A 23,909-nucleotide genomic window follows, 5' to 3' on the forward strand; every position below is an offset into this window, starting at 1 on the left:
CCGTGCTGGAACTCCACCGGGCCGAGCGTGCGGACACCCTCGTCGACGCGCTCGCCGCCGTGCTCGCGGAGGGTTCCGGCGACCCGTTCGCCGCCGAGTTCGTCGCCGTCCCGGAGCGCGGTGTGGAGCGCTGGCTGGCCCAGAAGCTCTCGCACCGGCTCGGGGCCGGGTCCGGCTCCGGCGGTGTCTGCGCCAACGTGCGGTTCCCGTCGCCCGCGCAGCTGCTCGGCGAGATCGTCACGCACGTCGCCGGGGTCGACGCGGAGACCGACCCGTGGGCGCCCGGCCGGGCGGTCTGGCCGCTGCTGGAGATCGTCGACGAGGCCGCCTGGTCCGGTGACGACCGTTTCACCGGCCTCGCCGCCCACCTCGACCGCGGCGGTCACGGCCGCCGCTACGCGCTCGCCCGCTCGCTCGCCGGGCTGTTCGGCTCCTACGCGACCCACCGGCCCGGGCTGCTGCGCGGCTGGCGCTCGGGCGACGACGGGGTGCCCGCCGACCTCGGCTGGCAGCCGGAGCTGTGGCGGCGCCTGCGGGCCCGGCTCGACGTACCCGGCCCCGCCGAGCGGCTCGACGCCGCCGTCGCCGCGCTGCGGTCCGGCGCCTCCCCCGGTGACGATGTGCCGCAGCGGCTCTCGCTGTTCGGGCCGACCCGGCTCGCCGCCGAGCACCTCGCCGTCCTCGGGGCGCTCGCGGAGCACCGCGACATACACCTCTGGTTGCCGCACCCCTCCCCCGTCATGTGGGACGCGGTGCGCGCGGCCCGCCCGGAGGCCCCGCCGGCCCGCACCGACGACGGCAGCGCCCGGCTGGTCGCGAACCCGCTGCTGCGCTCCCTCGGCCGCGACGTCCGTGAGCTGGCGCTGCGACTGCCCGCCGCGGGCGCCGGGGTCACCGACACGCACCACCCGGCACCCGCGCCCACGGGGCCGCCGACACTCCTGCGCCGGTTGCAGGACGGGCTCCGTGACGACGCCACGCCCCCGGCGCCCGACGCGCGGCCGCTGCTCGACCCGGCCGACCGCAGCGTCGTGCTGCACTCGTGCCACGGCCCGGACCGGCAGGTCGAGGTCCTGCGCGAGGCGCTGCTCGGGCTCCTCGCTGGCGACGACACCCTCGAGCCGCGCGACATCGTGGTGATGTGCCCGGACATCGAGGTGTTCGCACCGCTGATCACCGCGTCGTTCGGGCTGGCGCCCGACGGCACCGGCACCGACGGCCCGGGCCCCTCCCGCGACGAGCTGCACCCCGGTCACCTGCTCCGGGTCCGGCTGGCGGACCGGGCGCTGCGGCAGGCGAACCCGCTGCTCGGCACGGTGTCGACGCTGCTGGAGCTTGCCGGGTCCCGGCTCACCGCGTCCCAGGTGCTCGACCTCGTCTCCACCGGCCCGGTGCGGCGCCGCTTCCGGCTCGACGACGACGCGCTGGAGCGCCTGTCCGAGCTGGTCACCGCCGCCGGGATCCGGTGGGGCCTCGACGCCGGGCACCGCACCCCCTACCGGCTCGACGGCGTCGAGCAGAACACCTGGCGGTCCGGGCTGGACCGGCTGCTCGTGGGCGTCGCGATGGCCGAGACACCGGGGGCGCCGGCGTGGCTGGGCACCGCGCTGCCGCTCGACGAGATCGACTCGTCCGACGTGGACCTCGTGGGCAGGCTCGCCGAGATCGTCGACCGTCTGGGCACCGTCGTCGACGGTCTGCGCGGGCCGCAGCCGCTGTCGGCGTGGGTCGCCGCGCTGGAGGAGGGCCTCGCCGCCCTGACCGACACCCCGCCGTCGGAGGCGTGGCAGGCCACGCAGGCCCGCGCCGAGCTCGCCGACGTGCTGCACACGGCCGGGCCCCAGTCGGGCACCGTCGATCTCGACCTGCCCGACGTCCGCGGCCTGCTCGCCGAACGGCTGCGCGGGCGGCCGAGCCGGGCGAACTTCCGCACCGGCACGCTGACGGTGGCCACGCTGGTGCCGATGCGGGCGGTCCCGCACCGGGTCGTCTGCCTGCTGGGCTGCGACGACGGCGTGTTCCCCCGGGCCGGCGCCCCGGACGGCGACGACGTCCTCGCCCGCGATCCCGTCGTCGGCGAGCGGGACCCGCGCGGCGAGGACCGGCAGCTGCTGCTCGACGCGATCGGCTCGGCGACCGACCACCTGGTCGTCGTCAGCTCCGGTGCGGACGAGCGGACCGGTGCGGAGCGGCCGCCGTCGGTGCCGATCGGGGAGCTGTGCGACGCGATCGACGCCACCGTCACCACCGGCACCGGGCAGCACGCGTCGGAGGCGCTGCGTGCCCGGCACCCGCTGCAGCCCCACGACCGGCGCAACTTCACCGCCGGGTCGCTCCTCGCGTCCGGGCCGTTCAGCTTCGACCGTGCCGCGCTCCGCGGCGCGGAGGCCGCGGACGGACCGCGGGCAGCGGTGCCGCTGTTCCCGCCCGATCCGCTGCCCGAGCCCGACGCCGAGGAGTCCGTCGACCTCGACGACCTCGTCGCCTTCGTCGAGCACCCGGTCCGGGCGTACCTGCGCCAGCGGGTCCGGGTGCTGCCGCCCGGGGAGAACGCCGAGCCCGACGACGCGCTGCCGGTCGAGCTCGACGGGCTCGCCACCTGGAAGATCGGCGACCGGCTGCTCGCCGACCGGCTCGCCGGAGCCCCGCCGCAGGCCGTCGCCCGGGCGGAGACGCTGCGCGGCGACCTGCCCCCGGGCGGCATCGGGCACCGCGTGCTGACCGACGTCGGCGGCCGGGTGGAGCCGCTGGTCTCCCTCGCCGCCGCCGTCCGGACCGGCGAGGCGACCTCGCAGGACCTGGTGGCACCGCTGGGCGGAACCCCGCTGGACGGGATCACCGTCACCGGCACCGTGCCCGGTCTGCACGGCGACGTCGTGGTGCGGGTCGGGTACTCGCGGCTGAAGGCCAAGCACCGGCTGCGGGCGTGGGTGCAGCTGCTCGCCCTGACCGCCGCGCACCCGGACCGACCGTGGACGGCGGTGACGATCGGCCGCGGCACCGGCGGCGCCGCCCGCTCCACCCTCGGACCGGTGCCCCCGGATCGAGCCCGGTCCGTGCTCGCCGACCTGGTCGCGCTGCGGCGTGAGGGGCTGCGCGAGCCGCTGCCTCTGCCGACCGACGCCGCGGCCGTCTACGCCCGCAACCGTTCCCGCGGCGTGGTCCCGCCGAACGCGCTCGCCGCGGCCGACTCCGAGTGGTCCCGGTTCGAGCGCGACGACGCCGCGCACGTGTTCGTCCGCGGCTCCGGTGCACCGCTGCTCACCCGCGAGGAGCCCGGGAGCGGCGCCGAGCCGACCCGGTTCGGCTCGCTCGCCGCCCGGTTGTGGGCGCCGCTGCTCGACCACGAGAGGCAGGACGCACCGTGAGCACGACCGCGGTCCTCTCCGCACCGACCTTCGCCGTGGACGGTCCGCTGCCGTCCGGCACCGTCGTGCTGGAGGCGAGTGCCGGGACCGGCAAGACCTACACGATCGCCGCGCTGGCCACCCGCTACGTCGCCGAGGGTGTCGCCGGGCTGGACCGGTTGATGCTGGTGACCTTCGGCCGGGACGCGACCCAGGAGCTGCGCGAACGGGTCCGGGAGCGGCTCGTCGGCACCGAGCGGGCGCTCGCCGCGGTGCTCGCCGGCGCCGAGCCGCCGTCCCGGGAGTCCGACCCGGTGGTCGCGCACCTCGCCGACGCCGGGCCGGAGGAGATCGGGCTCCGGCGGGCCCGGCTGGCGGAGGCGTCGGCGTCGTTCGACGCCGCGACGATCGCCACCACCCACCAGTTCTGCCGGCAGATGCTGGCCGGGCTCGGGGTCGCTGGTGACAACGACCCGGACGCGGAGTTCGTCGAGCACGTCGACGACGTCGTGACCGAGGTCGTCGACGACTTCTACGTGCGCAAGTACGCGAACCCGCAGGCCGGGAAACCGGCCTTCACCCGGGCCGAGGCACTGGCGCTGGCCCGCCGCGCGGTCGCCGACCCGCAGGCCGAGCTCGAGCCGCGCGACGCCGACCCCCGCTCGGTGGCCGCGACCCGGCACGGGTTCGCCACGGCCGTCCGCCGGGAGGTCGACGCCCGCAAGCGCCGGCTGCGCATCTACAGCTACGACGACATGCTCTCCCGGCTGGCCGAGGCGTTGCGCGACCCGCTGCGCGGGCCGGCCGCGCGCGAGCGGCTGCGGTCCCGCTTCTCGGTGGTGCTGGTCGACGAGTTCCAGGACACCGACCCGCTGCAGTGGGAGATCCTCTCGCTCGCCTTCCACGGCGCCCCGGCCACGACGCTAGTGCTGATCGGCGACCCGAAACAGGCGATCTACGCCTTCCGCGGCGCCGACGTGCACAGCTACCTGCGCGCCGCCGACGCCGCGACCGACCGGCGGACGCTGGCGACGAACCGGCGCAGCGACGCCGCCCTGCTCACCGCGCTGGAGAGGGTCTTCGACGGGGCGGCGCTCGGCGACTCCGAGATCGTGGTGCACCCCGTCGACGCCCACCACACCGCGCGGCGGCTCACCGCCCGGCGCGACGCCCCGCTCCGACTGCGCGCCGTCGACCGGGACCGGCTCGACCTCACCGGCCGCAAGCTCGGCCGCGCACCCGCGGCCCGGCGGGTCGTGGCCCGCGACGTCGCCGTCGACCTGTCCGAGCTGCTCGACGGCTCCGCCACCTGGGACGGTGAGCCCCTGCGCCCGGGCCAGGTCGCGGTGCTCGTGCGCACCAACGCACAGGGCCTGCTGGTGCGCGACGCCTGCGCCGAGGCCGGGGTGCCCGCGGTGCTGACCGGCAGCACCAGCGTGTTCACCACGCCGGTCGCCCAGGACTGGCTGACCCTGCTGGAGGCGGTCGAGCAGCCGCAGCGGTCGATGCGGCTGCGCGCAGCGGCGCTGACCCGCTTCGTCGGGCACACGGTCGCCGATCTCTGCGGACCCGAGGCCGACCGGCTCGTCGACCGCCTCGGCGCCGACCTGCGCGCGTGGCACCAGGTGCTCGCCGAGCGGGGGGTCGCCGCGCTGCAGGAGGCGGTGTTCGCCCGCTACGCCCCGGCGCAGCGGCTGCTGTCGCGCCCCGACGGCGAACGCGACCTCACCGACCTCCGGCACGTCGGTCAGGTGCTGCACTCGGTCGCGCTGGAGCGTCACCTCGGCCCGACCGCGCTCACCGAGTGGTTGCGGCACCGCATCGGTGAGGCCGCACGCGACACCTCCGCCGAGCGCAGCCGTCGGCTCGAGTCCGACGCCGACGCCGTCCAGATCGTCACGGTGCACCGGTCGAAGGGGCTCGAGTTCCCCGTCGTGTACCTGCCGTTCGCCTGGGACCGCTGGGTCAACGACACCCCGGACCCGCTGCTCTACCACGACGTCCCGGGCGGCTCCGGTGGCGACGCGCGCCGGCTGCTCGACGTCGGCGGGACCTCCGGGCCCGACCGCGCGCACCGCACCGCGCTGCACCTGGCCGAGGAGGCCGGGGAGGACCTGCGGCTGCTCTACGTCGCGCTGACCCGGGCCTGCAGCCAGGTCGTCGCGTGGTGGGTGCCGTCGACGACGACCGCGTCGTCGTCGCTGCACCGGATGCTGGCGGGGAACCGCGGCCCGGGCACCGGGCCCGAGACGGCCGCCGCCGTCCCCGGTGACGCGAACGCGGTGCAGTACCTGCGGGAACGGCTCGCCGGCAGCGACGCGGTCGTCGAGACCCTGCACGACCGGGACCCGGTGCGGCTCCCGGCCGAAGCGGACGGGGTGCGGCTCGCCGCGGCCGGGTTCGGCCGCACCCTGGACACCGCCTGGCGGCGGACCTCGTACACCGCGCTCACCGCGGCCGCCCACGCCGCGCACCACCCGCTCGACGACACCGCCGAGGCCGACGCGGGGCCGGCCGCCACGCCGGGGGTGCTCACCGAGCCCGAGGACGAGGGCCTGAGCGACGAGCCCGCCACGGACGGCGGCACCGGTCCCGCCGGGGCCGCGACCGGCGGTGCCACCTCGACGATGGATCCCGCGAGCGTCCCCTCCCCCATGGCGGACCTGCCGATGGGCGCCGGGTTCGGCACCCTGGTGCACGCCGTCCTCGAGCACCTCGACACGACCGTCGCCGCCGGCGGCGACGACGCGTTGCGGGCCGAGCTCGTCGCGCACGTCACCGCCGAGCTGCGGCGCCAGCCCGCCGACGTCGATCCCGAGGAGCTCGCCGACGCCCTGGTCCCCGTGCTGCGGACCCCGCTCGGGCCGCTGGCGGGCGGCCGGGCGCTGGCCGACGTCGCACCGGCCGATCGGCTGTCCGAGCTGGACTTCGAGCTGCCGCTGTGCGGTGGCGACGTGCCGTCGGGCCGGCTCACCCTGGCCGGGCTGGCCGCCGTCGTCGGGCGGCACCTCGGCCCCGGCGACCTGCTGCACGGCTACGCCGACCGGCTCGGCTCCCCCGAGCTGGCCGGGCAGAACCTGCGCGGCTACCTCACCGGCAGCATCGACTCCGTGCTGCGGGTCGACGGGCGCTTCCTCGTCGTCGACTACAAGACCAACTGGCTCGGCCCGCCGTCGGTCTCCGGGCCCCGGGAGCCGCTCACCGCCGCGCACTACACCGAGCCCCGGCTCGCCGCCGCGATGGCCGACGCCCACTACCCGCTGCAGGCGCTGCTCTACGCCGTCGCACTGCACCGCTACCTGCGCTGGCGGCTCCCGGGGTACGACCCGGAGGAGCACCTGGGCGGGGTCGGTTACCTGTTCCTGCGCGGGATGTGCGGCCCGGCCACACCGGTCACCGGTACCGGCCCGCTCGCGGCGCCGTGCGGGGTGTTCACGTGGCGCCCACCCTCCGCTCTGGTGACCGAGCTGTCCGAGCTGCTCGACGGAGGCGCCCGATGACCGTCCCCACGAGCCCCGCCACCACGACGACCGCCGCCGCACCGGAGCGCGACCCGCTCGGCCCGCGGGCCGCGCGCACCGCGTCGGGGGTCCTCGCCGAGTTCAACGTCGCGGACGTCCTCGCGCCCGGCGACCTGCACGTGGCCCGCCGGCTGGCGCGGCTCGGCGGCCGCGGCGACCCGACCGGTGTGGCCGACGGCGCCGCCGCCGAGCCCGTGCCGGTGCTGCTGGCCGCTGCGCTCGCGGTGCGGGCGATCCGCAACGGCTCGGTCTGCGTGGACCTCTCGGCGGCCGCGACGTCGACCGCGAGCGAGGGGGAGATCGCCGTCGACGTGTCCGGCCTGCCGTGGCCGGAACCGGCGGCGTGGCGCGCCGAGCTGGCGGCGAGCCCCCTGGTCGCCGACGGCGCGGACGCGCCCGCGGACCGTCCGCTGCGGCTGCTCGGCGACCTGCTGTACCTGGAGCGGTACTGGCAGGAGGAGGAGCTGGTGCGGCGCGAGTTCGCCGCGCGCTCCGGGCCGGTCACCGAGGTCGTGCCGGAGCGGCTGTGCGCCGCCCTGGACCGGTTGCTCGGCCGTCCCGGTGCCGAGCGCCAGCGGCTCGCCGCCGCCGTCGCCGCGCTGCGCCCGGTCACGGTGATCGCCGGCGGGCCCGGCACGGGTAAGACGACGACGGTCGCCCGGCTGCTCGCCGTCCTGCACGACCTGCACGGTGGGAGCACGCAGGGCCGTCCCGGCCTGCGGGTCGCGCTGGCCGCGCCCACCGGCAAGGCGGCCGCCCGGCTGACCCAGTCGGTGACCGAGGCCGCGGGTGAGCTGTCGGAGGACGATCGCAAGGCGATCACGGGCACGACGGCGTCGACCCTGCACCGGCTCCTGGGCTCGCGCGGGAGCTCCGGGCGGTTCCGCCACCACCGCGGGAACCGGCTGCCGCACGACGTCGTCGTGGTCGACGAGACCTCGATGGTGTCGCTGACGATGATGGCCCGGCTCCTGGAGGCCGTGCGGCCGGACGCCCGCCTGGTGCTGGTCGGCGACCCCGAGCAGCTCGCCTCGGTGGAGGCGGGTGCCGTGCTCGGCGACCTCGCCGCCGCAGGCGGCCGGCCCGAGCCCGCCCTGCAGGAGGCGTTGGAGCGGTGCGGTGCGTTCCGCGCCGACCGCCCGATCCCGGCGGCCACCGCGGAGCCGGACGTCGGCCCCGGGGAACCGGGCGAGCCGGTCGTCGTGCGCAACGGTGTGGTGGAGTTGCAGCGCAACTGGCGGTTCGGCGGACTGATCGCGGACTTCGCCGCCGCCGTGCAGGCCGGCGACGGCGACGCCGCGGCGGCGCTGCTGAGCCGGGACTCCGGAGAGCTGACCTTCGTCGACGCCGACCCGGCCGAGGTCCCGGCGGCCGCGCTGGACCCGCTGCGTTCCGAGGTGGTCGGCTCGGCGACCGGGCTGATCGACGCCGCCGACGGCGGGGACGTCGACCGGGCGCTGGAGGTCCTCGACGAGCACCGCGTGCTGTGCGGGCACCGGCGCGGGCCCTACGGCGTCGCCCGGTGGACCACGGAGATCGAGCGCTGGATCTCCACCGCGCGCCCCGGCTACGACGCCGAGGCCCCCTGGTACCCGGGCCGGCCCCTGCTCGTCACCACCAACGACTACGACCTGGGGTTGTTCAACGGCGACACCGGCGTCGTCGTCCGGACCCCGGAGGGCCGCCGTGCCGTGTTCCCCACCGACGGGCGGCCGCAGGAGTTCGAACCGGCCCGGCTGGGCGGCGTCGGGACCGTCTACGCGATGACGGTGCACCGCAGCCAGGGCAGCCAGTTCGACCGGATCACCGTCGTGCTGCCGCCCGCGGACTCGCCACTCATGACCCGCGAGCTGCTCTACACCGCCGTGACCCGGGCCCGGCGGCACGTGCGGATCATCGGTACGGAGGCCGCGGTGCGGGCCGCGATCGCGCGCCCGGCGGGGCGCGCCAGCGGTCTGAGGAACCGGCTGGGCGCCACGGACGGCGCGTGACGCCCCGCCGGGATCACTCCGCGGTGCCGGTCGTGGTCGTCGACGCGGACGCCGTCGCGGCCTCGCGCTCGGCCCGGGCCTTCCGGTCCCGGCGGACCGAGCCGACCGTCACGACGGCGACCAGGCCGAGGGTGACGTAGAGGGCGTACTCGTCGATCATGAGTACGACGTCGACCGCGTGCTGCCCGAGCCCGAACCCGAGTCCGGCGACCAGACCGGTCATCAGGGCCGCGCCGAGGGCGTCGAACAGCAGGAACGTCGCCAGCCGCATCCGGCCGAGCCCGGCGAGCGCGAAGACCGCCGGTGCGGGGACGCCGGGGATCGTCGACAGCACGACGACCAGCCCCAGCGCCCACCGGGGCCAGGACCGGACCTTGCTCACGAACCGCTGTGCCGCCTCGCCCGGGGCGAACAGCTCGACCACCTTGGGACCCCACCGGCGGCCCGCCAGCCAGAACAGCCAGTCGAACTTGATCATGCCGACGATCCCGGCGACGACCACCAGCCACAGCGACGCCTCGCCGATCCGCGCGAACGCCGCACCGGCGCCGATCGCGGACAGGCTGCCGGTGACGAAGCTCAGACCGATCGGGTGCGACGCCAGCAGGAACGGCCGCAGCGGCATCGTCAGCGCCATGAACGCGATGATCCCGAGCGTGGAGAAGACGAGGAACTTGTCGCCACGGGTCATCGGGTGGTCCCACGGCATGGCGTCCCGCCAGGCCTTCTTGGCCTCGGCGAGCTCCTCGGGGGTGTAGTCGCTGTTCCGCCACCGGAACCGCTTCTTCGGCGTCCCGGCCGGAGCCCCGGTGCCGTCCGCCGCCGCGCCCGGCCCGGAAGCCTCCGGCCCGGCGGCGTCCGGCCCGGGACCGCCCGGCACGGGCCCCTCCGGCCGTCCGTCCGGTGTGTCCGTCCCCCGCGCGTCCGCCTCGGACATCTCTCCCCCTCCCGTGGCGGGCCTGCGCACCACCACGCTCCAGAGGCTAGGACGTCGGCGCTCGCCCGGTCGTCGTCGGCGGGGACGAGATCACCGGACCGTGCGTCTCGTCCCGGCGGAGGAGCCGGAACCCGTGCCGAGGAAACCCGCTCCCGGCCCGCTGCCGCCCTCGCTACCGTCCGGGTGGTGTCCGCCGCCGAGCACGACCTCCCGGACGGCCCTCCCGGGTTCCGTCCGCTCACCCCCGCCGATCTCCCGATGCTGCGCGGCTGGCTGGCCGAGCCGCACGTGCACCGCTGGTGGTTCCACGACACGTCGCCGGAGGCCGTCGAACGGGACTTCGACCCGGCGATGCGCGGTGAGGAGCCGTCCGAGGATCTCGTCGTCGTGGTCGGCGGTGCACCGGTGGGCCTGCTGCAACGCTGCCTGTGGCACGACTACCCGGAGTACGTCGAGGAGATCGCGCCGATCCTGGAGATCCCGCCCGGCGCCGCGACGATCGACTACCTGATCGGCGAGCCCGGGCTCGTCGGCCGCGGGCTCGGGCCGCGCATCCTCGTCGCGGCCGTCGCGGGGGTGTGGGAGCGCTACCCGGAGGCGCGCGCGATCATCGTCCCCGTGGTGGCGACGAACCGGGCGTCCTGGCGGGCGCTGGAGAAGGCGGGTTTCCGGCGGGTCGCCGAGGGCGACCTCGCTCCCGACAACCCGATCGACCCGCCGCGGAGCCTGGTCCTGCGCGTCGACCGTCCCGAGGAGTCGCCGTGCCACCCGTGACCAGCGCCGGGATCCTGTTGCACCGCAGGGGCCCGGACGGCGTCGAGGTACTGCTCGGGCACATGGGCGGCCCGTTCTGGGCCCGGAAGGACGCGCACGCCTGGTCGGTCCCGAAGGGCGAGCACGGCCCGGAGGAGTCCCCGCTCGACGCCGCCCGCCGCGAGTTCACCGAGGAGATCGGCGCCCCTCCCCCGGACGGCGAGCCCGTCGACCTGGGCACGGTGCGCCAGTCCCGCAAGACCGTCGCCGCCTTCGCGCTCGACGGCAGCGGGTTCACCGGCGCCGAGGCCGTCGCCGGCCGCCCCGACGACGGCACCTGGGTCGAGATCGAGTGGCCGCCCCGGTCCGGGCGCACGGTCCGGTTCCCCGAGCTCGACCGGGCCGGGTGGTTCGACCTCGCCACGGCACGCGAGAAGATCGTCAAGGGCCAGCTGCCGTTCCTCGACCGCGTCACCTCCCTGCTGGGCTGAACGTCGGACCCGATCGTCCGCGACCCTCGCCTCCCGGCGCTCACCGTCCGTACACTCGCAGTCGCTCCGGCCATCCCCCCGGACGGAGCAGGTGCCGGATCCCCGCGCGCCCCCCCGGGTGCGGGGATCCGGACACCGCCACGGGCCGGGCGCGTCGGCCCGCCGATGCCACAATGCGACCGTGCCCCAGCCAGGACAGACCGCGGTCCTCCTCCCGGTGGCCGAGCTCGACCCGGTGCTCGCCGTGATCGCCGGCCGCAGACCGGACGCCGTCCGGCCCGGGATCCCCGCCCACCTCACGCTGCTCTACCCGTTCCTGCCCACCACCGAGGTGACCGAGGGCGTCGTCGACCGGTGCCGCGCGCTCTGTGCGGGTACGGGCCGGCTCACCTGCCGCTTCACCCGCACCCACGTCGGACCCACGATGATCTCGACCGCTCCGGAGCCCGCCGGTCCGGTCGCGGCGCTGGCCACGGCGCTGCGTGCACAGTGGCCGGACCACCCGCCCTACGGCGGCCGTTTCGGCCCCGACCCGGAACCGCACGTCACCCTCGCACTGGGACCGGTCGAGGACCCCGGCGGGATCTCCGGCCCTGCCGACACCCTGCTTCCGCTCGAGGCCCACCTGGACACCGCGGTGCTGGTCGAGCTGACCGGCGACGGCTGGCGTCAGCGCGCGACGTTCCCGCTCTGATCCGCGGGCGGCGCGAGATCGCCCCGGGCGAACGCCGCCGACACCCGCGCCAGCCGCCGGGCCTCGGCGCGGGGATCGTCCGCGCCCGGCTCCCCGGGCTCGCCGGGTCCGGGTCCGCCCACCGGGCCTGCTCCGGGCGCCGACCCCGCCTCGCGGTACCGCGCCAGTGCCACCGCGAGGTCCGGGGCCTCGACCGCGTCGTCCGCACGTTCGCCCCGGAGACCGGCGGCGGCCCGGCGCCGGTGCTCGGCGGTGTCGGCCGCGGTGCGGTAGGGCTGCAGCAGCAGCGCTCCGTCGCGCAGCTCGACCGTGCGCCGGTAGAGCCGCAGCGACGCGTCGTGGTGGGGGACGCTGCCGGCGACCGCACCCGGCGAGGTCAGCGCGATCTGCGGGAGCGCCTCGTACATGGCACGCCACAGTGGGCGCAGAGCGCGGGCGAGCCGGAGATCGGTGACCCACCGGCGCAGCTCGGCGGGCGCGTCCAGCAGGAACGGCACCCCCAGGCCGAGGACGATGAGCGCCACCGACAGCGCGGGGAAGCCGACGGCCAACGAGCAGTGCAGGTTCTCGAACGGGCCGGCACACCACCGCTCGGCCCCGTCCGGCCCCGCTCCGGCGTAGGCACCGACCGCGGTCGTCACCCGCGACACGGCGTAGGCGAGACCGACCACGCACCCGGCAGCGAGGACGACCATGCTCAGCCGCAGACGCCGTCGCGTCCGGCCGACCGCCCGTACCGCCAGGAGGAGCATCCGGACGAGGTTGAACCCGAGATAGAGCGCGTAGACGACGACGTAGACGGTGAGTGCGAGGTCGTCCCGGTAGGAGAACAGGGCGACCGGTCCCTGGGGCGGTCGGCCCAGCGCGAACGTCACGACCAGCACGGTCAGGACGACGACCAGCAGGCCGGCGCGGCGCCGCCGGCCCCCGGGCGTCCCGCCGGTGCCGTGCAGGTAGCCGAGCATCTCGGAGAACGCGAACGCCGCGATCAGCGTGCACGCGTTCGACGACAGCCGCCCCGCACCGGGGACGACCGCGCTCAGCAGCTCCTGGGTCACGGGCGCGATCAGCACGAGGGCGCACCCCAGTGCTGCGAGCGCCGGCAGCACCGGCGTGGCCCCCGCCCCGCGCCGCGCCCGCCAGGAGCGCTGTCGCAGCACGGCGGTGCCGAAGCAGAGCAGGGCGACGCCGAGGAAGACGAGACTGACCATCGCCGTCAGCCGAAGAGGTCGGCGATGCGCCGGTAGAGACCGGACTCGTCACCGCCGACCCGGCCGTCGACCAGCTCGGCGGACGGCGTCTCCGCGGCGAGCCGGATCAGGGTGCCCACCATCTCCGCCTCCTGCTCGTCGTCCGTGCCGTAGGTCGAGCGGGCGAGCATGTGCTCGGCCAGCAGGGCCCGCTCGGGGGAGACGAGACCACCCACCGACCCGAGGTCGAGAGCGCAGGCACCCCGGTGCTCGCACACCATGTGCCCGATCTCGTGCAGGACGATGTGCGTCTGGTGGACGGTGCTGGTGTTCTCCGGATAGACGATGACGTCGGCGTCGTCGCGGCGCAGCCACAGCCCGCACGGTCCACCCGCGATCCGGGTGGCGTGCAGGTCGATCGGCCGCTCCCGGTGGCGCTCGATCCGGTCCAGCAGCTCGTCCAGGTCGAACGGGCGCGGGATGCCGCCGATGTCGCGGTCGAGCCGGTGTACGAGGGCGGCGCAGCGACGGTGCAGCGTCGAGTAGCGCACGGTCCTCCCCCCTGCCTGCCGTGCGGCGAGTCGCGTGCAGTGCGGGCCGTGGCCCGGAACCTCCCCGGTCGGGAGGAATGGTCTCATCCGGACGGTCCGTCGGCACCGCGACGACGGCGGCGGCCGGTGGAACCGCTGCGCTGCTGCAGGTCGCCCATCTCCTGGATGATCCGCGCCAGCGACCGGCGGTACTCCGGGTCGAGATCGAGTGCGCGCATGGCGATGTCCTTGACCCCCTGGTCGCGGATCGCCTGCAGCAGCGCGATCTCCTCGTCGATCTCGGCGGCCACCCCGTCGTTGAACAGGTAGGCGAGCGTCACGCCGTAGAACCCGACGATCGCCTCGAGCTTCTGCAGCGACGGGTTGGGGCGCCTGCCGGTCTCGAGCTGGTGCAGGTAGGCCGGGGAGATCGTCTCGCCCCGCAGCCGGATGCCCTCCGAGACCTCCTCGAGCGTGTAGGGCCCGCGGTCCGCCGGGTGCACGGTCGTCCGCAGCCGCGCCAGGCGCTCCCCGAGCGTCGGTGCGGCCGGGTGGTCGGCGCCGTCCGGCTCCCCGGGTCCGGTCACGCGGTCCTCCCTCGATCGGCGGTTCCGGGATGTGCCCGGAACGGAGTTGACATTCACCCTACAACGCCAGCATATTCATGTGCACAGAAATTCGCTGGCAATCGACCGCTGCGGACCGGACCCGGTGACGGGTGAGCAGGGGGGACCCCGGCCGCGAGCCGGGCCCGCACACCGGGCCCGGTCCGGGGCGGTCGAACGTCCCTGCTGAAACGCTGAAACGCGGGAACGCGGGAACCGGGCCGGCCGCCACCGGGGGGTGCGGTCGGCCCGGCCGCCGGTTGGGCTGCCACCCGCCGGGTACCCCTCCGGCATGCCCGACAGCATCAAGGACGACGAGATGTACGAGCGCCTCCGCGAGGAGGGCAACTCGAAGGAGAAGTCCGCCCGGATCGCCAACGCGGCCGCCGCCGAGGGGCGGGACGAGATCGGCGCGCGCGGCGGCGGGTCCGGCGACTACGAGGACATGACCGTCGACCAGCTCTACGCGCGTGCCCAGCGGGTCGGTGTCGAGGGCCGGTCCGACATGAGCAAGGACGAGCTGATCCGGGCGCTGCGCGAGCACTGAGCCGTGGCAGAGTCGCGGGCATGAGCCGCCGCCACGACCACGACGCCGGGGGCGACCCGGAGACGCTCGAGCGCAAGGCGGCCCTGCGCGACGAGGTCTGGACCGCGCTCACCGAGCAGAGGGCGTCGCGGTTCCCCGGCGCCCGCAACCGGATCTCGAACTTCGTGGGCGCCGAGGCCGCGGCCCGGCGGCTGCGGGAGCTGGACGTCTGGCGGGCGGCCCGCACGGTCAAGTCCAACCCGGACTCCGCGCAGCTGCCGGTGCGGCAGTACGCCCTGGAGGACGGCAAGACGGTGTACATGGCCGTTCCGCGGCTCGCCGAGGACGATCCGTTCTTCCTGCTCGATCCCGACCACCTCGCGGACCCGCCGCGCCGCGCGGTGTCGATCACGAACGCCACCCGCTCGGCCCGCCGGGTCGCCGTCGACGAGCTGGAACCCGTGGATCTCGTGGTGACCGGCTGCGTCGCCGTCGGCGCCGACGGTGCCCGGCTCGGGAAGGGCGGCGGGTTCGCCGACCTGGAGTTCGCGCTCGCCCGCGAGGCCGGGCTCGTCTCCGACAACACCCTGGTCGTCACGACCGTGCACGAGCTGCAGCTGCGCGATGCGGGCGTCGTCCCGTGGGCCTCGCACGACGCCCCGGTCGACCTGGTCGTCACCCCGGACCGTGTGATCGACTGCCGGCAGCACCGGCGCACCCGGCCGGACGGCGGCATCGTCTGGGAGTCGCTGACCGACGAGAAGATCGACGCCATCCCCCTGCTGGGACGGCTCCGGACGGAGGCGGGCCGATGAGCCCCGAGATCGTGACCGAGCGCGGGGACATCACCGAGGCCGCGGTGGACGCCGTGGTCAACGCCGCCAACTCGTCGCTGCTCGGCGGCGGCGGGGTCGACGGCGCCATCCACCGCCGTGGCGGACCTGCGATCCTCGCCGAGTGCCGCAGGCTGCGCGCGGACACCTGGCCCGACGGCCTGCCGACCGGCCGCGCCGTCGCCACCACAGCGGGCGACCTCCCGGCGCGATGGGTGATCCACACCGTCGGGCCGGTGTACGCGACGTCCGAGGACCGCTCGCACCTGCTCGCGAGCGCCTACCGTGAGTCGCTGCGGATCGCCGACGAGCTCGGCGCCGGCACCGTCGCGTTCCCCGCGGTGTCGGCCGGCGTCTACGGCTGGCCGATCGACGACGCCGCACGGATCGCCGTCGCCACCGCGCGGGACACCCCGACCTCGGTCCGGCAGGTGCGCTTCGTCCTGTTCGGCGACGACGTGCTGCAGGCCTTCCGGGCCGCCGCCGGTACCTGAGAACCCCGTCCCCGACCCCACCCGGAGAGCTCCCGTGATCGAGATCGACGGCCACTCCCCCGACGTCCACCCCGACGCCTGGGTGGCCCCCGGCGCCGTCCTCGCCGGCGACGTGACGGTCGGCGCGGAGTCCGGCGTCTGGTACACCACCGTCGTCCGGGCCGACGTCGCCCCGATCCGCATCGGGACCCGGTCCAACCTGCAGGACGGCTGCGTCGTCCACGCCGATCCCGGCTTCCCCGCGACGATCGGCGACGGCGTCACCGTCGGCCACCGCGCGGTCGTCCACGGCTGCACGGTCGGCGACGACGTGCTGGTCGGGATGGGCGCCGTCCTCATGAACGGCGTCGAGGTCGGCGCCGGGTCGCTGATCGCGGCCGGGGCGGTGCTCACCCAGGGCACGGTCGTGCCGCCCGGGTCGCTCGTCGCGGGAGTGCCGGGGAAGGTGCGCCGCGAGCTGACCGAGCAGGAGCGGGACTCGATCCCGCTGTCGGCGGCCGCCTACGTCCACCTGCTCGGTCTGCACCGCGACGCCACCCGCTAGCGGCCCCGGGCGCACCTCACGCGTTCGCGACCTCGTGCTCGAGCCGGGCGGCGACGTGCGCCCGGGCCGCCTCGGTACGGGTCGGCAGGTGCCCCGAGCCGAACAGCGGCTCCCCCGGCTCGACGTCACGGAGCAGCCCGCGGGCCAGCGTCCGGCGGTGCACCTCGGTCGGGCCGTCGGCGATCGCCATGACCTGGGCGTCGACCATCATCGCGGCGAACGGCATCTCGTTGGAGATGCCGAGCGCACCGTGCAGGTGCATCGCGCGCTGCACGACGTCGTGGTAGACCCGCGGCATCGCCACCTTCACCGCGGCGATGTCCGCGCGGACCGCCCGGTAGTCCTGGTGCCGGTCGATCAGCCACGCCGTGCGCAGCAGCAGGAGCCGGAACTGCTCCAGGTCGATCCAGCTCTCCGCGACCGCGTCCTGGGTGGACGGCAGGTCGGCGAGCCGCCCGTGCCGGGTGGTCCGGGAGACCGCCCGTTCCCGCATCAGATCGAACGCCCGCCGCATCTGGGCGATCGTGCGCATCCCGTGGTGGATGCGCCCGCCGCCGAGCCGGGTCTGTGCGATCGCGAACGCGCGCCCGCGTTCCCCGAGCAGGTGATCCGCCGGGACGCGCACGCCCGAGTAGCGCAGGTAGGCGTGGCTGGAGTGCTCGGGTGACTCGGTGCCGACGCCCGCGTCCCGCACGATCTCCAGGCCCGGGGTCTCCCGCGGCACGATGAGCATCGACATCGAGTCGTGCGGTGCGGCGTCCGGGTCGGTCACCGCCATCACGATCACGAACGCGGCGTGCCGGGCGTTCGAGGAGAACCACTTCTCGCCGTCGATCACCCAGTCGTCGCCGTCGCGGACGGCGCGTGTGGTGAACAGCGTCGGGTCGGCCCCGGCGTGCGGCTCGGTCATCGAGTAGCAGGACGAGATCTCGCCGTCGAGGAGCGGCTGCAGGTAGCGCTCCTTCTGCGCGGGCGTGCCGAACCGGGCGAGGATCTCGGCGTTGCCCGAGTCCGGCGCCTGGCAGCCGAAGACCGTCGGCGCCCACCGGGACCGGCCGAGCAGCTCGTTGAGCAGCGCCAGCCGGACCTGGCCGTAGCCCTGCCCCCCGAGCTCGGGGCCCAGGTGGGCGGCCCAGAGCCCGCGCTCACGGACCTGTTGCTGCAGCGGGCGCACCAACCGTCGTGCCGTGGCGTCGGTCTTGTCGTACGGGTCGCCCAGGACGAGGTCGAGCGGCTCGATCTCGTCGCGCACGAAGGCGTCGACCCAGTCGAGCGTCGCCTGGTAGTCGGGGTCGGTCGAGAAGTCCCACATCAGAAGTTGCCCTTGGCCGCCCAGCCGCCGTCCACCGGGAACGTGATGCCGGTCTGGAAGGAGCCCTCGCGGAACAGGTACGCCACCATCGCGGCGATCTCGTCCGGGCGGCCGAGCCTGCGCACGAGGTGGGCGTCGGCGTTCGCCGCGCGCATCTCGTCGGTGATCCCGGCCAGGATCGGGGTGTCGATCGTCCCCGGTGCGATGGCGTTGACCAGCACGCCCTGGTCGGCGTACTCGAACGCGGCCTGCTGGGTCAGGCCGACCACCCCGCCCTTGGCCGCGGAGTACGAGGCCAGATTCGGTAGCCCGCGCAGCGCCGCCATGGAGGCGATGTTGACGATCCGGCCCCCACCGGCGTCGACCATCGCGGGGATCACCGCCCGCATCCCGAGCCAGACGCCCTTGAGATCGGTGTCGATCACGACGTCCCAGGCGTCCTCGGTGAGCCCGACGACGGTGTCCGGGCTGAGCAGGTTCACCACGCCCGCGACGTTGGCGAGCAGGTCGATCCGGCCGTGCTCGGCGACCAGCCCGGCGACCGCACCCTCCCAGTCCGCGGCCCGGCGCACGTCCAGCTCCACCGCGACCGCCCGGCCGCCCTCCTTCTCCGCGAGCGCCACGGTCCCGGCGCAGTCCTGGATGTCGGCGCAGGCGACGACCGCGCCCTCGGCGGCGAGCCGCAGCGCCGTGGCGCGGCCGATGCCCTGTGCCGCGCCGGTCACGATCGCGACCCGGTCCTGCAGCGTGTCCTCGACGGTCATGGCGGTGTCCTCCGGTGGGTGCGGGGCGATGGGGCGGATGGGCCGGGCCGGGACACTAGGAACGGCGCCGGGTGCGGACAACGGGACGCGGATGCGGGCGTTGTCGAGGTCTCCAGCGGCTCACGGGACGCCGAGGCCCGCGGTGGCCAGGCCGTCGACCTGGAACGCCAGCTGGGCGGCGAGCAACGCGTCGAAGCGACGGGTGTCCAGGCCGGTGAGGTGCTCGATCCGGCCCAGCCGGTACCGCACGGTGTTCTCGTGCACGCCGAGCTCCTTGGCGGCCGCCCGGACCTGCGCCCCGGCGGCCAGGTAGCGGCGCAGCGTCTCGACGAGGTCGCCGCCGGAGGACTCGTCGTTGCGCCGCAGGGGGCCCAGGTACTGCTCGGCGAAGCGGACCGCGACCCCGGCCCGGTCCGCGTTGACGACCAGGCGCAGGGTGCTGAGCTCGGTCACCGCGACGACGTCCGCGGCGCCGCCGAGCGCGCCGGCGATCCCGTCGACCTCGCGGGTCTCGGCCAGGGCAGCCGGGAAGCCGCCGATCTCGCGGACGGCGCCGGACACGACGATCCGCCGGACCCCTGTCGCCGCCACGACGGCGTCGAGCCCCTCGAGCAGGCTCCGGTGCAGCGACCGGAGCTCGCCCGGCGACGGGTCGGGCGACAGCGCCACCAGCCCGACGACGGCGTCCGGCTCGACGAGCACCGGCGGCGCGGCCCCGAGCGCGGCCCCCGCCGCGGCGACGACGGCGTCGCGGCTCCCGGACGCGGACCGCCCGGGTGCCACCGGGAAGCGCAGCAGGACGTGGCCGGTGTCCAGGTCCAGTCCCACCTGCCCGGCGAGCCGGCGCAGGTCCGGCTCGGGCCGGGTGCCGCGGAGCAGGTCCGCGAGCACGTCGTCGCGGTTGCGGGCGATCGCCCGCTCGGTGCGGGCCTCGCCCGCGAGCCGGACCGAGAGGACCGCGGCGGCCTGCTCGGCGACCTGCGCGTCGGACGGCCGCAGCGCCCGGCCGAGCTCACCGACGTCGAGATACCCGGCGACCGCGCCCTCCGCGACGAGCACCGCCAGCAGGTGCCGGCGGGCCGGGCCGTGCACCGGATCCGGCGGCAGCACCACCGACGGCCACCCGGGACCGAGCCGGGACACCCCCGGTGTCCCGAGCACCGAGGAGGGCAGGGCGGGCGGGGCGTCGAGCCGGAAGGCGGTGGGTGCCGCCCAGGTTCGCACCCGGAGATCGGGGCGCCGCAGCGTCACGGGGAGACCGAGCAGGCCGGACACCCGGTCGACGAGCCGCTCGTCGTCCACACCGGACAGCACCGCCGCCGACAACCCGGCGAGCAACCGGGGGAGCGGATCGGACGGTTCGGGGACGAGGACCGGACCGGGCCTGCGGACGGGCGGCGGCCCGGTCCCGAGAGGGGTTGCCATGGTCCCCGTCACCTCCGTCGGTGCCTTGACCCGCTGTGATCCACCGCACTACCATCGTAGCCCTAACGTTCGTTAGGCAACCCCGTCCCGAGACCCCTTCGAGAGAGGCGAACCGCCATGGATGTCGGTGTCCTGCTTGTCTTCCAGAACTGGCACGAGGACCTCAGCGACGCGGAGATGTTCCGCCAGGAGACGGAGCTCGGAGTACTCGCCGAGGAGCTCGGCTTCGACTCCGTGTGGGCGGCCGAGCACCACTTCGACGACTACTCGATGTGCCCGGACAACCTGCAGCTGATGACCTACCTGGCCGCCCGGACGAGCCGGATCAAGCTGGGCACCGGGGCGGTGATCCTGCCGTGGAACGACCCGCTGCGGGTCGTCGAGAAGGTCACGATGCTCGACATCCTCTCCGGTGGCCGGGCGATCTTCGGTATGGGCCGGGGCCTGGCGAAGATGGAGTACGAGGGCTTCCGCCAGGACATGAACGCGTCCCGCGGCCGGTTCGACGAGGCGGCACCGCTGATCCTGGCCGGGCTGCGGAACGGCTACGTCGAGAACGACGGCCCGTTCTACCGCCAGCCCCGGGTCGACGTCCGCCCCGCACCCGAGGCGGGCCGGGACTGGTCGGACCGGCTGTACGGCGTCGCGATGTCCCCGGACTCGGTGCCCGCGGTGGCCAAGGTCGGCGCCCGGATGATGACCTTCATGCAGTATCCGGCCGAGCAGCACGTCCCGGCCATCGAGCGCTACCGCGAGTGCTACCGCAGCGAGCACGGCACCGAGCCGGGCCCGGTGCTCACCCAAGGACTTCATCTACTGCCACGAGGACCCGGAGGTCGCCGAGCGGACCGCCCGCGAGTACCTGTCGCGCTACTTCCTGTCGGTGGTCAAGCACTACGACTTCGCCGGGAAGCACTGGCGGGAGACCAAGGGCTACGAGGCCTACCAGGTGGGTGCCGACATGATCCGCGAGGCCGGGATGGAGGCCGCCGCCTCGGGCTACGCCGACACCCAGATCTGGGGCACCCCCGAGCAGATCGTCGAGAAGTACCGCCGCCGGGTCGAGCTGTTCGGCGACCACCAGCCGAACGTGGCGCCGTCGTTCGCCGGGTTGCCCTTCGACAAGGTGCGGGCCAGCCTGAGGCTCTTCGGCGAGAAGGTGGTCCCGGAGCTGCAGAAGATGGGCGTGACGACCGCGGTCCCGGCCTGAGGAGTGCGACGGGGTACGCGGGACCGGCAGGCCGTGCACCGGCACGTCCGCCGTCCCGGTGCCCGGTGGAGGTGGGGGCGATGACAGGGTCTCCGGTCATGGACGCCGATCGGGGTGCGCACCGCGGGCCCGCCCGGCACGGGAGCCGCAAGGCCGAGATCGTGGCCCTGGCCAGCCGGATGTTCCGCGAGCACGGCTACCACGGCGTGGGCATGCGCGCGCTCGCCGACGCCGCCGGGATGCAGGCGGCGTCGCTCTACCACCACTTCCGCAACAAGGAGGAGCTGCTGCTCCACGCGATCTACGTCGTCGACCGCGACATGATCGTCGAGCAGATGCCGCTCCTCGACGGCGCCGGCGGCCACGGCGAGCGACTGGCCCGGCTGGTGCGGGCGCACGTCCTGCACATCGGCGCCAACCGCGACGCCTGGTGGGTCGCCGGCCGGGAGCTCCGCGCCCTGTCGCCGGAGCACCTGGAGGCCGTCCAGTCCTACCGCCGTGACTACCAGCGCCGGATCGCCCGGCATCTCGCCGAGGGCGTCGAGGCGGGCGAGTTCCACTGCCCGGACCCCCGGCTGGCGACCCTGGCCCTGCTCGACCTGATCAACGGACCCAACGAGTGGTTCGACCCGTCCGGCCGGCTGCCGATCGAGGAGATCGCGGAGCGGTACGCGGACATGGTCGTCCGCCAGCTGTCGAAGAGGTGAGTTCGTGAGCACTCCCGAAGAGCGCAACAAGCAGACCGTCACCGAGTTCATGGAGGTGTTCACCAGCGGCGACGTCGACGGCATCCTGTCCCGGATGACCGACGACGCGACCTGGTGGGTCGCGGGGACCATCCCCGGCATCTCCGGGACCAAGGACAGGGCCGGGTTCAAGGACATGGTGTCCGGGATCACCGAGTCCACGACCAGCGGGGCGATCCGGCTGACGCCGCTGGCCTTCACCGCCGAGGGCGACCGGGTCGCGGTGGAGACCGAGTCCTACACCGAGCTGCGCAACGGCCGCGTCTACAACAACCTGTACCACTTCCTGTTCACCGTGCGGGACGGGAAGATCTCGTCGGTGAAGGAGTACCTGGACACCGAGCACACGACCGCGGTGTTCGTCACCCCCTGACCCCACGACGACGGTGCCCCGCAGCTGCGCGCTGCGGGGCACCGTCGTGCCGGGGGGCACTCAGCCGCGGCCGGACCGCCGGGTGCGCGGCGCGCCGAACGAGGCCAGCAGGCCGCCGTCGACGGCGACCGTCGAGCCCGTCATGTAGCTCGCGCCCGCCACCATCCAGACGACGTCGGCGATCTCCTCCGGCCGTCCCGGCCGTCCCATCGGGATGCCGTCCACGACGGTCCGGCGGGACCCCTCCGGGATCCCGGCCGTCATGTCGGTGTCCACGAACCCCGGGACGACCAGGTTGACCCGCACGCCGTACGGCGCCAGCTCGATCGCGAGCGTGCTGGTGAGACCGGACAGGCCCGCCTTCGCCGACCCGTACGCGGCGTCGCCGGGATAGCCGCGGAGCCCGACGACCGCCCCGATGTTGACCACGCAGCCGCCGTCGGAGAGCAGCCGGCGGGTGGCCCGCGCGACCCGGAACGCCCCAGTGAGGTTGGTGGTCAGCACCTCGTCCCACGCCTCGTCGCCGAGCCGGTCGATCCGGCCCCCGCGGTGCACCCCCGCCGCCTGCACGACGACGTCGACCGCACCCGAGACCTCCTCGACGGCGGCGACGGCCCGTTCGACCGAGCCGGCGTCGGCGACGTCGACGGGGACGCCTACCACCCGGTCCCGCACCGCCACCGGCCAGTCCGCGGGATCGACCGTGCGGGCCAGCACGTGGACGGTGTCGCCCTCGCCGAGCGCGCGGTCGACGACGGCGCGGCCGATCCCGCGGGTACCGCCGGTGACCACCCAGATCCGTCCCACCCTCAGGCCTCCCGGCCCGCCAGGAAGCCCAGCAGCTCGGCGCGGTAGGTCTCGCCGTCCTCCAGCATGGGCGCGTGGCCAACGCCGCCGAACTCGACCAGCCGGGCGTCGCGGAACAGGGTGCGCGACGCGGCCACGGCGTCGAACGGGACGAACCCGTCCTCCCGGCCGGACAGCAGCAGGACCGGACGGTCGATGGCCGGCAGGATCTCCCGCTGGTCGATGTGGGCGAGGTCGCGCAGCGTGCGGTCGGCGCCCGGCCCGCAGGCCAGGAACGCCAGCCAGATCGACTGCACGACCGGCTCCCCCACCTCCTTCGCGCACACCGCGTCGGCGACCGCCCGGAAGGTGCCCGGCCGGTCCACGGCCAGCCCGGCCAGCACGCCCTCGACGTCGTCCGGGGTGCCGCCGTGCGGCCAGCCCTCCGCGGCGGTGTAGCGCGGGGTCGCCCCGCCGGTCAGCACCAGCCCGCCCAGGTTCGCCCCGAGCCGCCGGGCGGCCTCGACGACGACCGCGCCGCCCAGCGACCAGCCGTTCAGCACCGGCTCGCGCAGCCCGAGGTGCTCGACGAGCGCGACGACGTCGGAGGCGATCGCGCCGATCGAGGTGTCGGCGATGTCCTTGTCCGACCGGCCGCACGCCCGGTGCTCGAGGACGGTGACCGAGTGCCCGGCGGCGAGCAGCGCCGGGAGGGTCGTGTCCCAGCAGTGCGCGTCCGCGGCCCAGCCGTGCACCAGCACGACCGGGCGCCCCGGTCCCGCGTGGTGCTCGTAGTACACCCGCTTGCCGTCCTCCACCTCGAGGAACGCCATGTGG

21 protein-coding genes and 1 pseudogene are annotated in these 23,909 nt (G+C 75.3%); 13 read left to right on the plus strand and 9 right to left on the minus strand.

Annotation, left to right across the window (positions count from 1 at the left end; translation table 11 throughout):
* Positions 1 to 2 precede the first annotated feature (2 nt).
* Genes recC through recD form a run of 3 tightly spaced genes read left to right on the plus strand, consistent with a single transcriptional unit; the run spans position 3 to position 8,859 of the window.
* Positions 3 to 3,368: an exodeoxyribonuclease V subunit gamma gene (gene recC, locus Ae150APs1_RS05490; RefSeq protein WP_075301709.1), complete on the plus strand. Its 3,366-nt coding sequence runs from the start codon at positions 3 to 5 to the stop codon at positions 3,366 to 3,368.
* A complete protein-coding gene (locus tag Ae150APs1_RS05495) occupies positions 3,365 to 6,847 on the plus strand; it encodes a UvrD-helicase domain-containing protein (protein WP_075296214.1) in 3,483 nt (1,160 codons plus the stop codon). Before recC ends, Ae150APs1_RS05495 begins: the two co-directional genes overlap by 4 nt.
* Positions 6,844 to 8,859, plus strand: a complete 2,016-nt coding sequence (gene recD, locus Ae150APs1_RS05500; protein WP_075296216.1) for an exodeoxyribonuclease V subunit alpha — start codon at positions 6,844 to 6,846, stop codon at positions 8,857 to 8,859. The genes Ae150APs1_RS05495 and recD overlap by 4 nt, the downstream gene beginning before the upstream one ends.
* Positions 8,860 to 8,872: 13 nt before the next feature.
* On the opposite strand, the gene Ae150APs1_RS05505 is transcribed toward recD, so the two are convergent.
* On the minus strand, positions 8,873 to 9,739 hold the full coding sequence (locus Ae150APs1_RS05505; protein ID WP_249266223.1) for a VTT domain-containing protein: 867 nt from the start codon (positions 9,737 to 9,739) through the stop codon (positions 8,873 to 8,875).
* Positions 9,740 to 9,982: 243 nt separating this feature from the next.
* Here Ae150APs1_RS05505 and Ae150APs1_RS05510 point away from each other — a divergent pair, with 243 nt between their 5' ends.
* The 3 genes from Ae150APs1_RS05510 (at position 9,983) to Ae150APs1_RS05520 (ending at position 11,734) form a co-directional block, all read left to right on the plus strand.
* Entirely contained in the window at positions 9,983 to 10,570 is a 588-nt protein-coding gene (locus Ae150APs1_RS05510; protein ID WP_249266224.1) for a GNAT family N-acetyltransferase, read from the plus strand.
* The gene (locus tag Ae150APs1_RS05515; RefSeq protein WP_075296227.1) at positions 10,558 to 11,040 is read left to right on the plus strand and encodes an NUDIX domain-containing protein; all 483 of its coding nucleotides are present in this window, start codon (positions 10,558 to 10,560) and stop codon (positions 11,038 to 11,040) included. The genes Ae150APs1_RS05510 and Ae150APs1_RS05515 overlap by 13 nt, the downstream gene beginning before the upstream one ends.
* 181 nt (positions 11,041 to 11,221) lie before the next feature.
* Positions 11,222 to 11,734, plus strand: coding sequence for a 2'-5' RNA ligase family protein (locus Ae150APs1_RS05520; RefSeq protein ID WP_075296228.1), 513 nt, complete (start codon positions 11,222 to 11,224; stop codon positions 11,732 to 11,734).
* On the opposite strand, the gene Ae150APs1_RS05525 is transcribed toward Ae150APs1_RS05520, so the two are convergent.
* The 3 genes from Ae150APs1_RS05525 to Ae150APs1_RS05535 form a co-directional block, all read right to left on the minus strand.
* Positions 11,710 to 12,945, minus strand: a complete 1,236-nt coding sequence (locus Ae150APs1_RS05525; protein ID WP_075296229.1) for an MAB_1171c family putative transporter — start codon at positions 12,943 to 12,945, stop codon at positions 11,710 to 11,712. The two genes, Ae150APs1_RS05520 and Ae150APs1_RS05525, sit on opposite strands and share 25 nt — an antisense overlap.
* Positions 12,946 to 12,950: 5 nt before the next feature.
* The gene (locus Ae150APs1_RS05530) at positions 12,951 to 13,475 is read right to left on the minus strand and encodes a hypothetical protein (protein WP_010229213.1); all 525 of its coding nucleotides are present in this window, start codon (positions 13,473 to 13,475) and stop codon (positions 12,951 to 12,953) included.
* 83 nt (positions 13,476 to 13,558) lie between these two features.
* Positions 13,559 to 14,041 (minus strand): helix-turn-helix domain-containing protein, encoded by a 483-nt coding sequence (locus tag Ae150APs1_RS05535; RefSeq protein WP_010229210.1) that lies wholly within the window; start codon positions 14,039 to 14,041, stop codon positions 13,559 to 13,561.
* Positions 14,042 to 14,351: 310 nt separating this feature from the next.
* Between Ae150APs1_RS05535 and Ae150APs1_RS05540 the strand changes: the two genes are divergently transcribed.
* The 4 genes from Ae150APs1_RS05540 to Ae150APs1_RS05555 are packed head-to-tail and all read left to right on the plus strand — an operon-like array spanning position 14,352 to position 16,456.
* Positions 14,352 to 14,606, plus strand: coding sequence for a Rho termination factor N-terminal domain-containing protein (locus Ae150APs1_RS05540; RefSeq protein ID WP_075296230.1), 255 nt, complete (start codon positions 14,352 to 14,354; stop codon positions 14,604 to 14,606).
* Between the two features lie 20 nt (positions 14,607 to 14,626).
* Entirely contained in the window at positions 14,627 to 15,400 is a 774-nt protein-coding gene (locus Ae150APs1_RS05545; RefSeq protein ID WP_075296231.1) for a 5-formyltetrahydrofolate cyclo-ligase, read from the plus strand.
* Positions 15,397 to 15,912 (plus strand): O-acetyl-ADP-ribose deacetylase, encoded by a 516-nt coding sequence (locus Ae150APs1_RS05550; protein WP_075296232.1) that lies wholly within the window; start codon positions 15,397 to 15,399, stop codon positions 15,910 to 15,912. The genes Ae150APs1_RS05545 and Ae150APs1_RS05550 overlap by 4 nt, the downstream gene beginning before the upstream one ends.
* A gap of 34 nt (positions 15,913 to 15,946) precedes the next feature.
* Positions 15,947 to 16,456, plus strand: a complete 510-nt coding sequence (locus Ae150APs1_RS05555; protein ID WP_075296234.1) for a gamma carbonic anhydrase family protein — start codon at positions 15,947 to 15,949, stop codon at positions 16,454 to 16,456.
* Positions 16,457 to 16,472: 16 nt separating this feature from the next.
* On the opposite strand, the gene Ae150APs1_RS05560 is transcribed toward Ae150APs1_RS05555, so the two are convergent.
* The 3 genes from Ae150APs1_RS05560 to Ae150APs1_RS05570 form a co-directional block, all read right to left on the minus strand.
* Positions 16,473 to 17,768 carry an acyl-CoA dehydrogenase family protein gene (locus Ae150APs1_RS05560; protein ID WP_060575580.1) on the minus strand — a complete coding sequence of 432 codons (1,296 nt, stop codon included), beginning with the start codon at positions 17,766 to 17,768 and terminating at the stop codon, positions 16,473 to 16,475.
* The gene (locus Ae150APs1_RS05565; RefSeq protein ID WP_010229190.1) at positions 17,768 to 18,532 is read right to left on the minus strand and encodes an SDR family NAD(P)-dependent oxidoreductase; all 765 of its coding nucleotides are present in this window, start codon (positions 18,530 to 18,532) and stop codon (positions 17,768 to 17,770) included. Before Ae150APs1_RS05565 ends, Ae150APs1_RS05560 begins: the two co-directional genes overlap by 1 nt.
* Before the next feature lie 120 nt (positions 18,533 to 18,652).
* Positions 18,653 to 19,957, minus strand: coding sequence for a helix-turn-helix domain-containing protein (locus Ae150APs1_RS05570; protein ID WP_075296236.1), 1,305 nt, complete (start codon positions 19,955 to 19,957; stop codon positions 18,653 to 18,655).
* Positions 19,958 to 20,134: 177 nt separating this feature from the next.
* Between Ae150APs1_RS05570 and Ae150APs1_RS05575 the strand changes: the two are divergent.
* The 3 genes and pseudogenes from Ae150APs1_RS05575 (at position 20,135) to Ae150APs1_RS05585 (ending at position 22,286) form a co-directional block, all read left to right on the plus strand.
* Positions 20,135 to 21,167 (plus strand): annotated as a pseudogene (locus Ae150APs1_RS05575) (LLM class flavin-dependent oxidoreductase).
* 98 nt (positions 21,168 to 21,265) lie between these two features.
* A complete protein-coding gene (locus Ae150APs1_RS05580; RefSeq protein WP_010233322.1) occupies positions 21,266 to 21,874 on the plus strand; it encodes a TetR/AcrR family transcriptional regulator in 609 nt (202 codons plus the stop codon).
* Positions 21,875 to 21,878: 4 nt separating this feature from the next.
* A complete protein-coding gene (locus Ae150APs1_RS05585; RefSeq protein ID WP_075296238.1) occupies positions 21,879 to 22,286 on the plus strand; it encodes a nuclear transport factor 2 family protein in 408 nt (135 codons plus the stop codon).
* Between the two features lie 60 nt (positions 22,287 to 22,346).
* On the opposite strand, the gene Ae150APs1_RS05590 is transcribed toward Ae150APs1_RS05585, so the two are convergent.
* Together Ae150APs1_RS05590 and Ae150APs1_RS05595 are read right to left on the minus strand one after the other, a co-directional pair.
* The gene (locus Ae150APs1_RS05590) at positions 22,347 to 23,093 is read right to left on the minus strand and encodes an SDR family oxidoreductase (protein WP_249266225.1); all 747 of its coding nucleotides are present in this window, start codon (positions 23,091 to 23,093) and stop codon (positions 22,347 to 22,349) included.
* Positions 23,094 to 23,095: 2 nt separating this feature from the next.
* Entirely contained in the window at positions 23,096 to 23,905 is an 810-nt protein-coding gene (locus Ae150APs1_RS05595; protein WP_029239690.1) for an alpha/beta hydrolase, read from the minus strand.
* Positions 23,906 to 23,909 lie beyond the last annotated feature (4 nt).

This window comes from Pseudonocardia sp. Ae150A_Ps1, assembly GCF_001932315.1.
Taxonomy (GTDB): Bacteria; Actinomycetota; Actinomycetes; order Mycobacteriales; family Pseudonocardiaceae; genus Pseudonocardia.

What these genes read in the sequence shown, in the direction of transcription:
- recD (WP_075296216.1), top strand. Translation starts at nt 6,844, where the DNA reads ATGACCGTCCCCACGAGCCCCGCCACCACGACGACCGCCGCCGCACCG.
- Ae150APs1_RS05525 (WP_075296229.1), bottom strand. Translation starts at nt 12,945, where the DNA reads ATGGTCAGTCTCGTCTTCCTCGGCGTCGCCCTGCTCTGCTTCGGCACC.
- Ae150APs1_RS05540 (WP_075296230.1), top strand. Translation starts at nt 14,352, where the DNA reads ATGCCCGACAGCATCAAGGACGACGAGATGTACGAGCGCCTCCGCGAG.
- Ae150APs1_RS05545 (WP_075296231.1), top strand. Translation starts at nt 14,627, where the DNA reads ATGAGCCGCCGCCACGACCACGACGCCGGGGGCGACCCGGAGACGCTC.
- Ae150APs1_RS05550 (WP_075296232.1), top strand. Translation starts at nt 15,397, where the DNA reads ATGAGCCCCGAGATCGTGACCGAGCGCGGGGACATCACCGAGGCCGCG.
- Ae150APs1_RS05560 (WP_060575580.1), bottom strand. Translation starts at nt 17,768, where the DNA reads ATGTGGGACTTCTCGACCGACCCCGACTACCAGGCGACGCTCGACTGG.
- Ae150APs1_RS05565 (WP_010229190.1), bottom strand. Translation starts at nt 18,532, where the DNA reads ATGACCGTCGAGGACACGCTGCAGGACCGGGTCGCGATCGTGACCGGC.
- Ae150APs1_RS05570 (WP_075296236.1), bottom strand. Translation starts at nt 19,957, where the DNA reads ATGGCAACCCCTCTCGGGACCGGGCCGCCGCCCGTCCGCAGGCCCGGT.
- Ae150APs1_RS05580 (WP_010233322.1), top strand. Translation starts at nt 21,266, where the DNA reads ATGGACGCCGATCGGGGTGCGCACCGCGGGCCCGCCCGGCACGGGAGC.
- Ae150APs1_RS05595 (WP_029239690.1), bottom strand. Translation starts at nt 23,905, where the DNA reads ATGGCGTTCCTCGAGGTGGAGGACGGCAAGCGGGTGTACTACGAGCAC.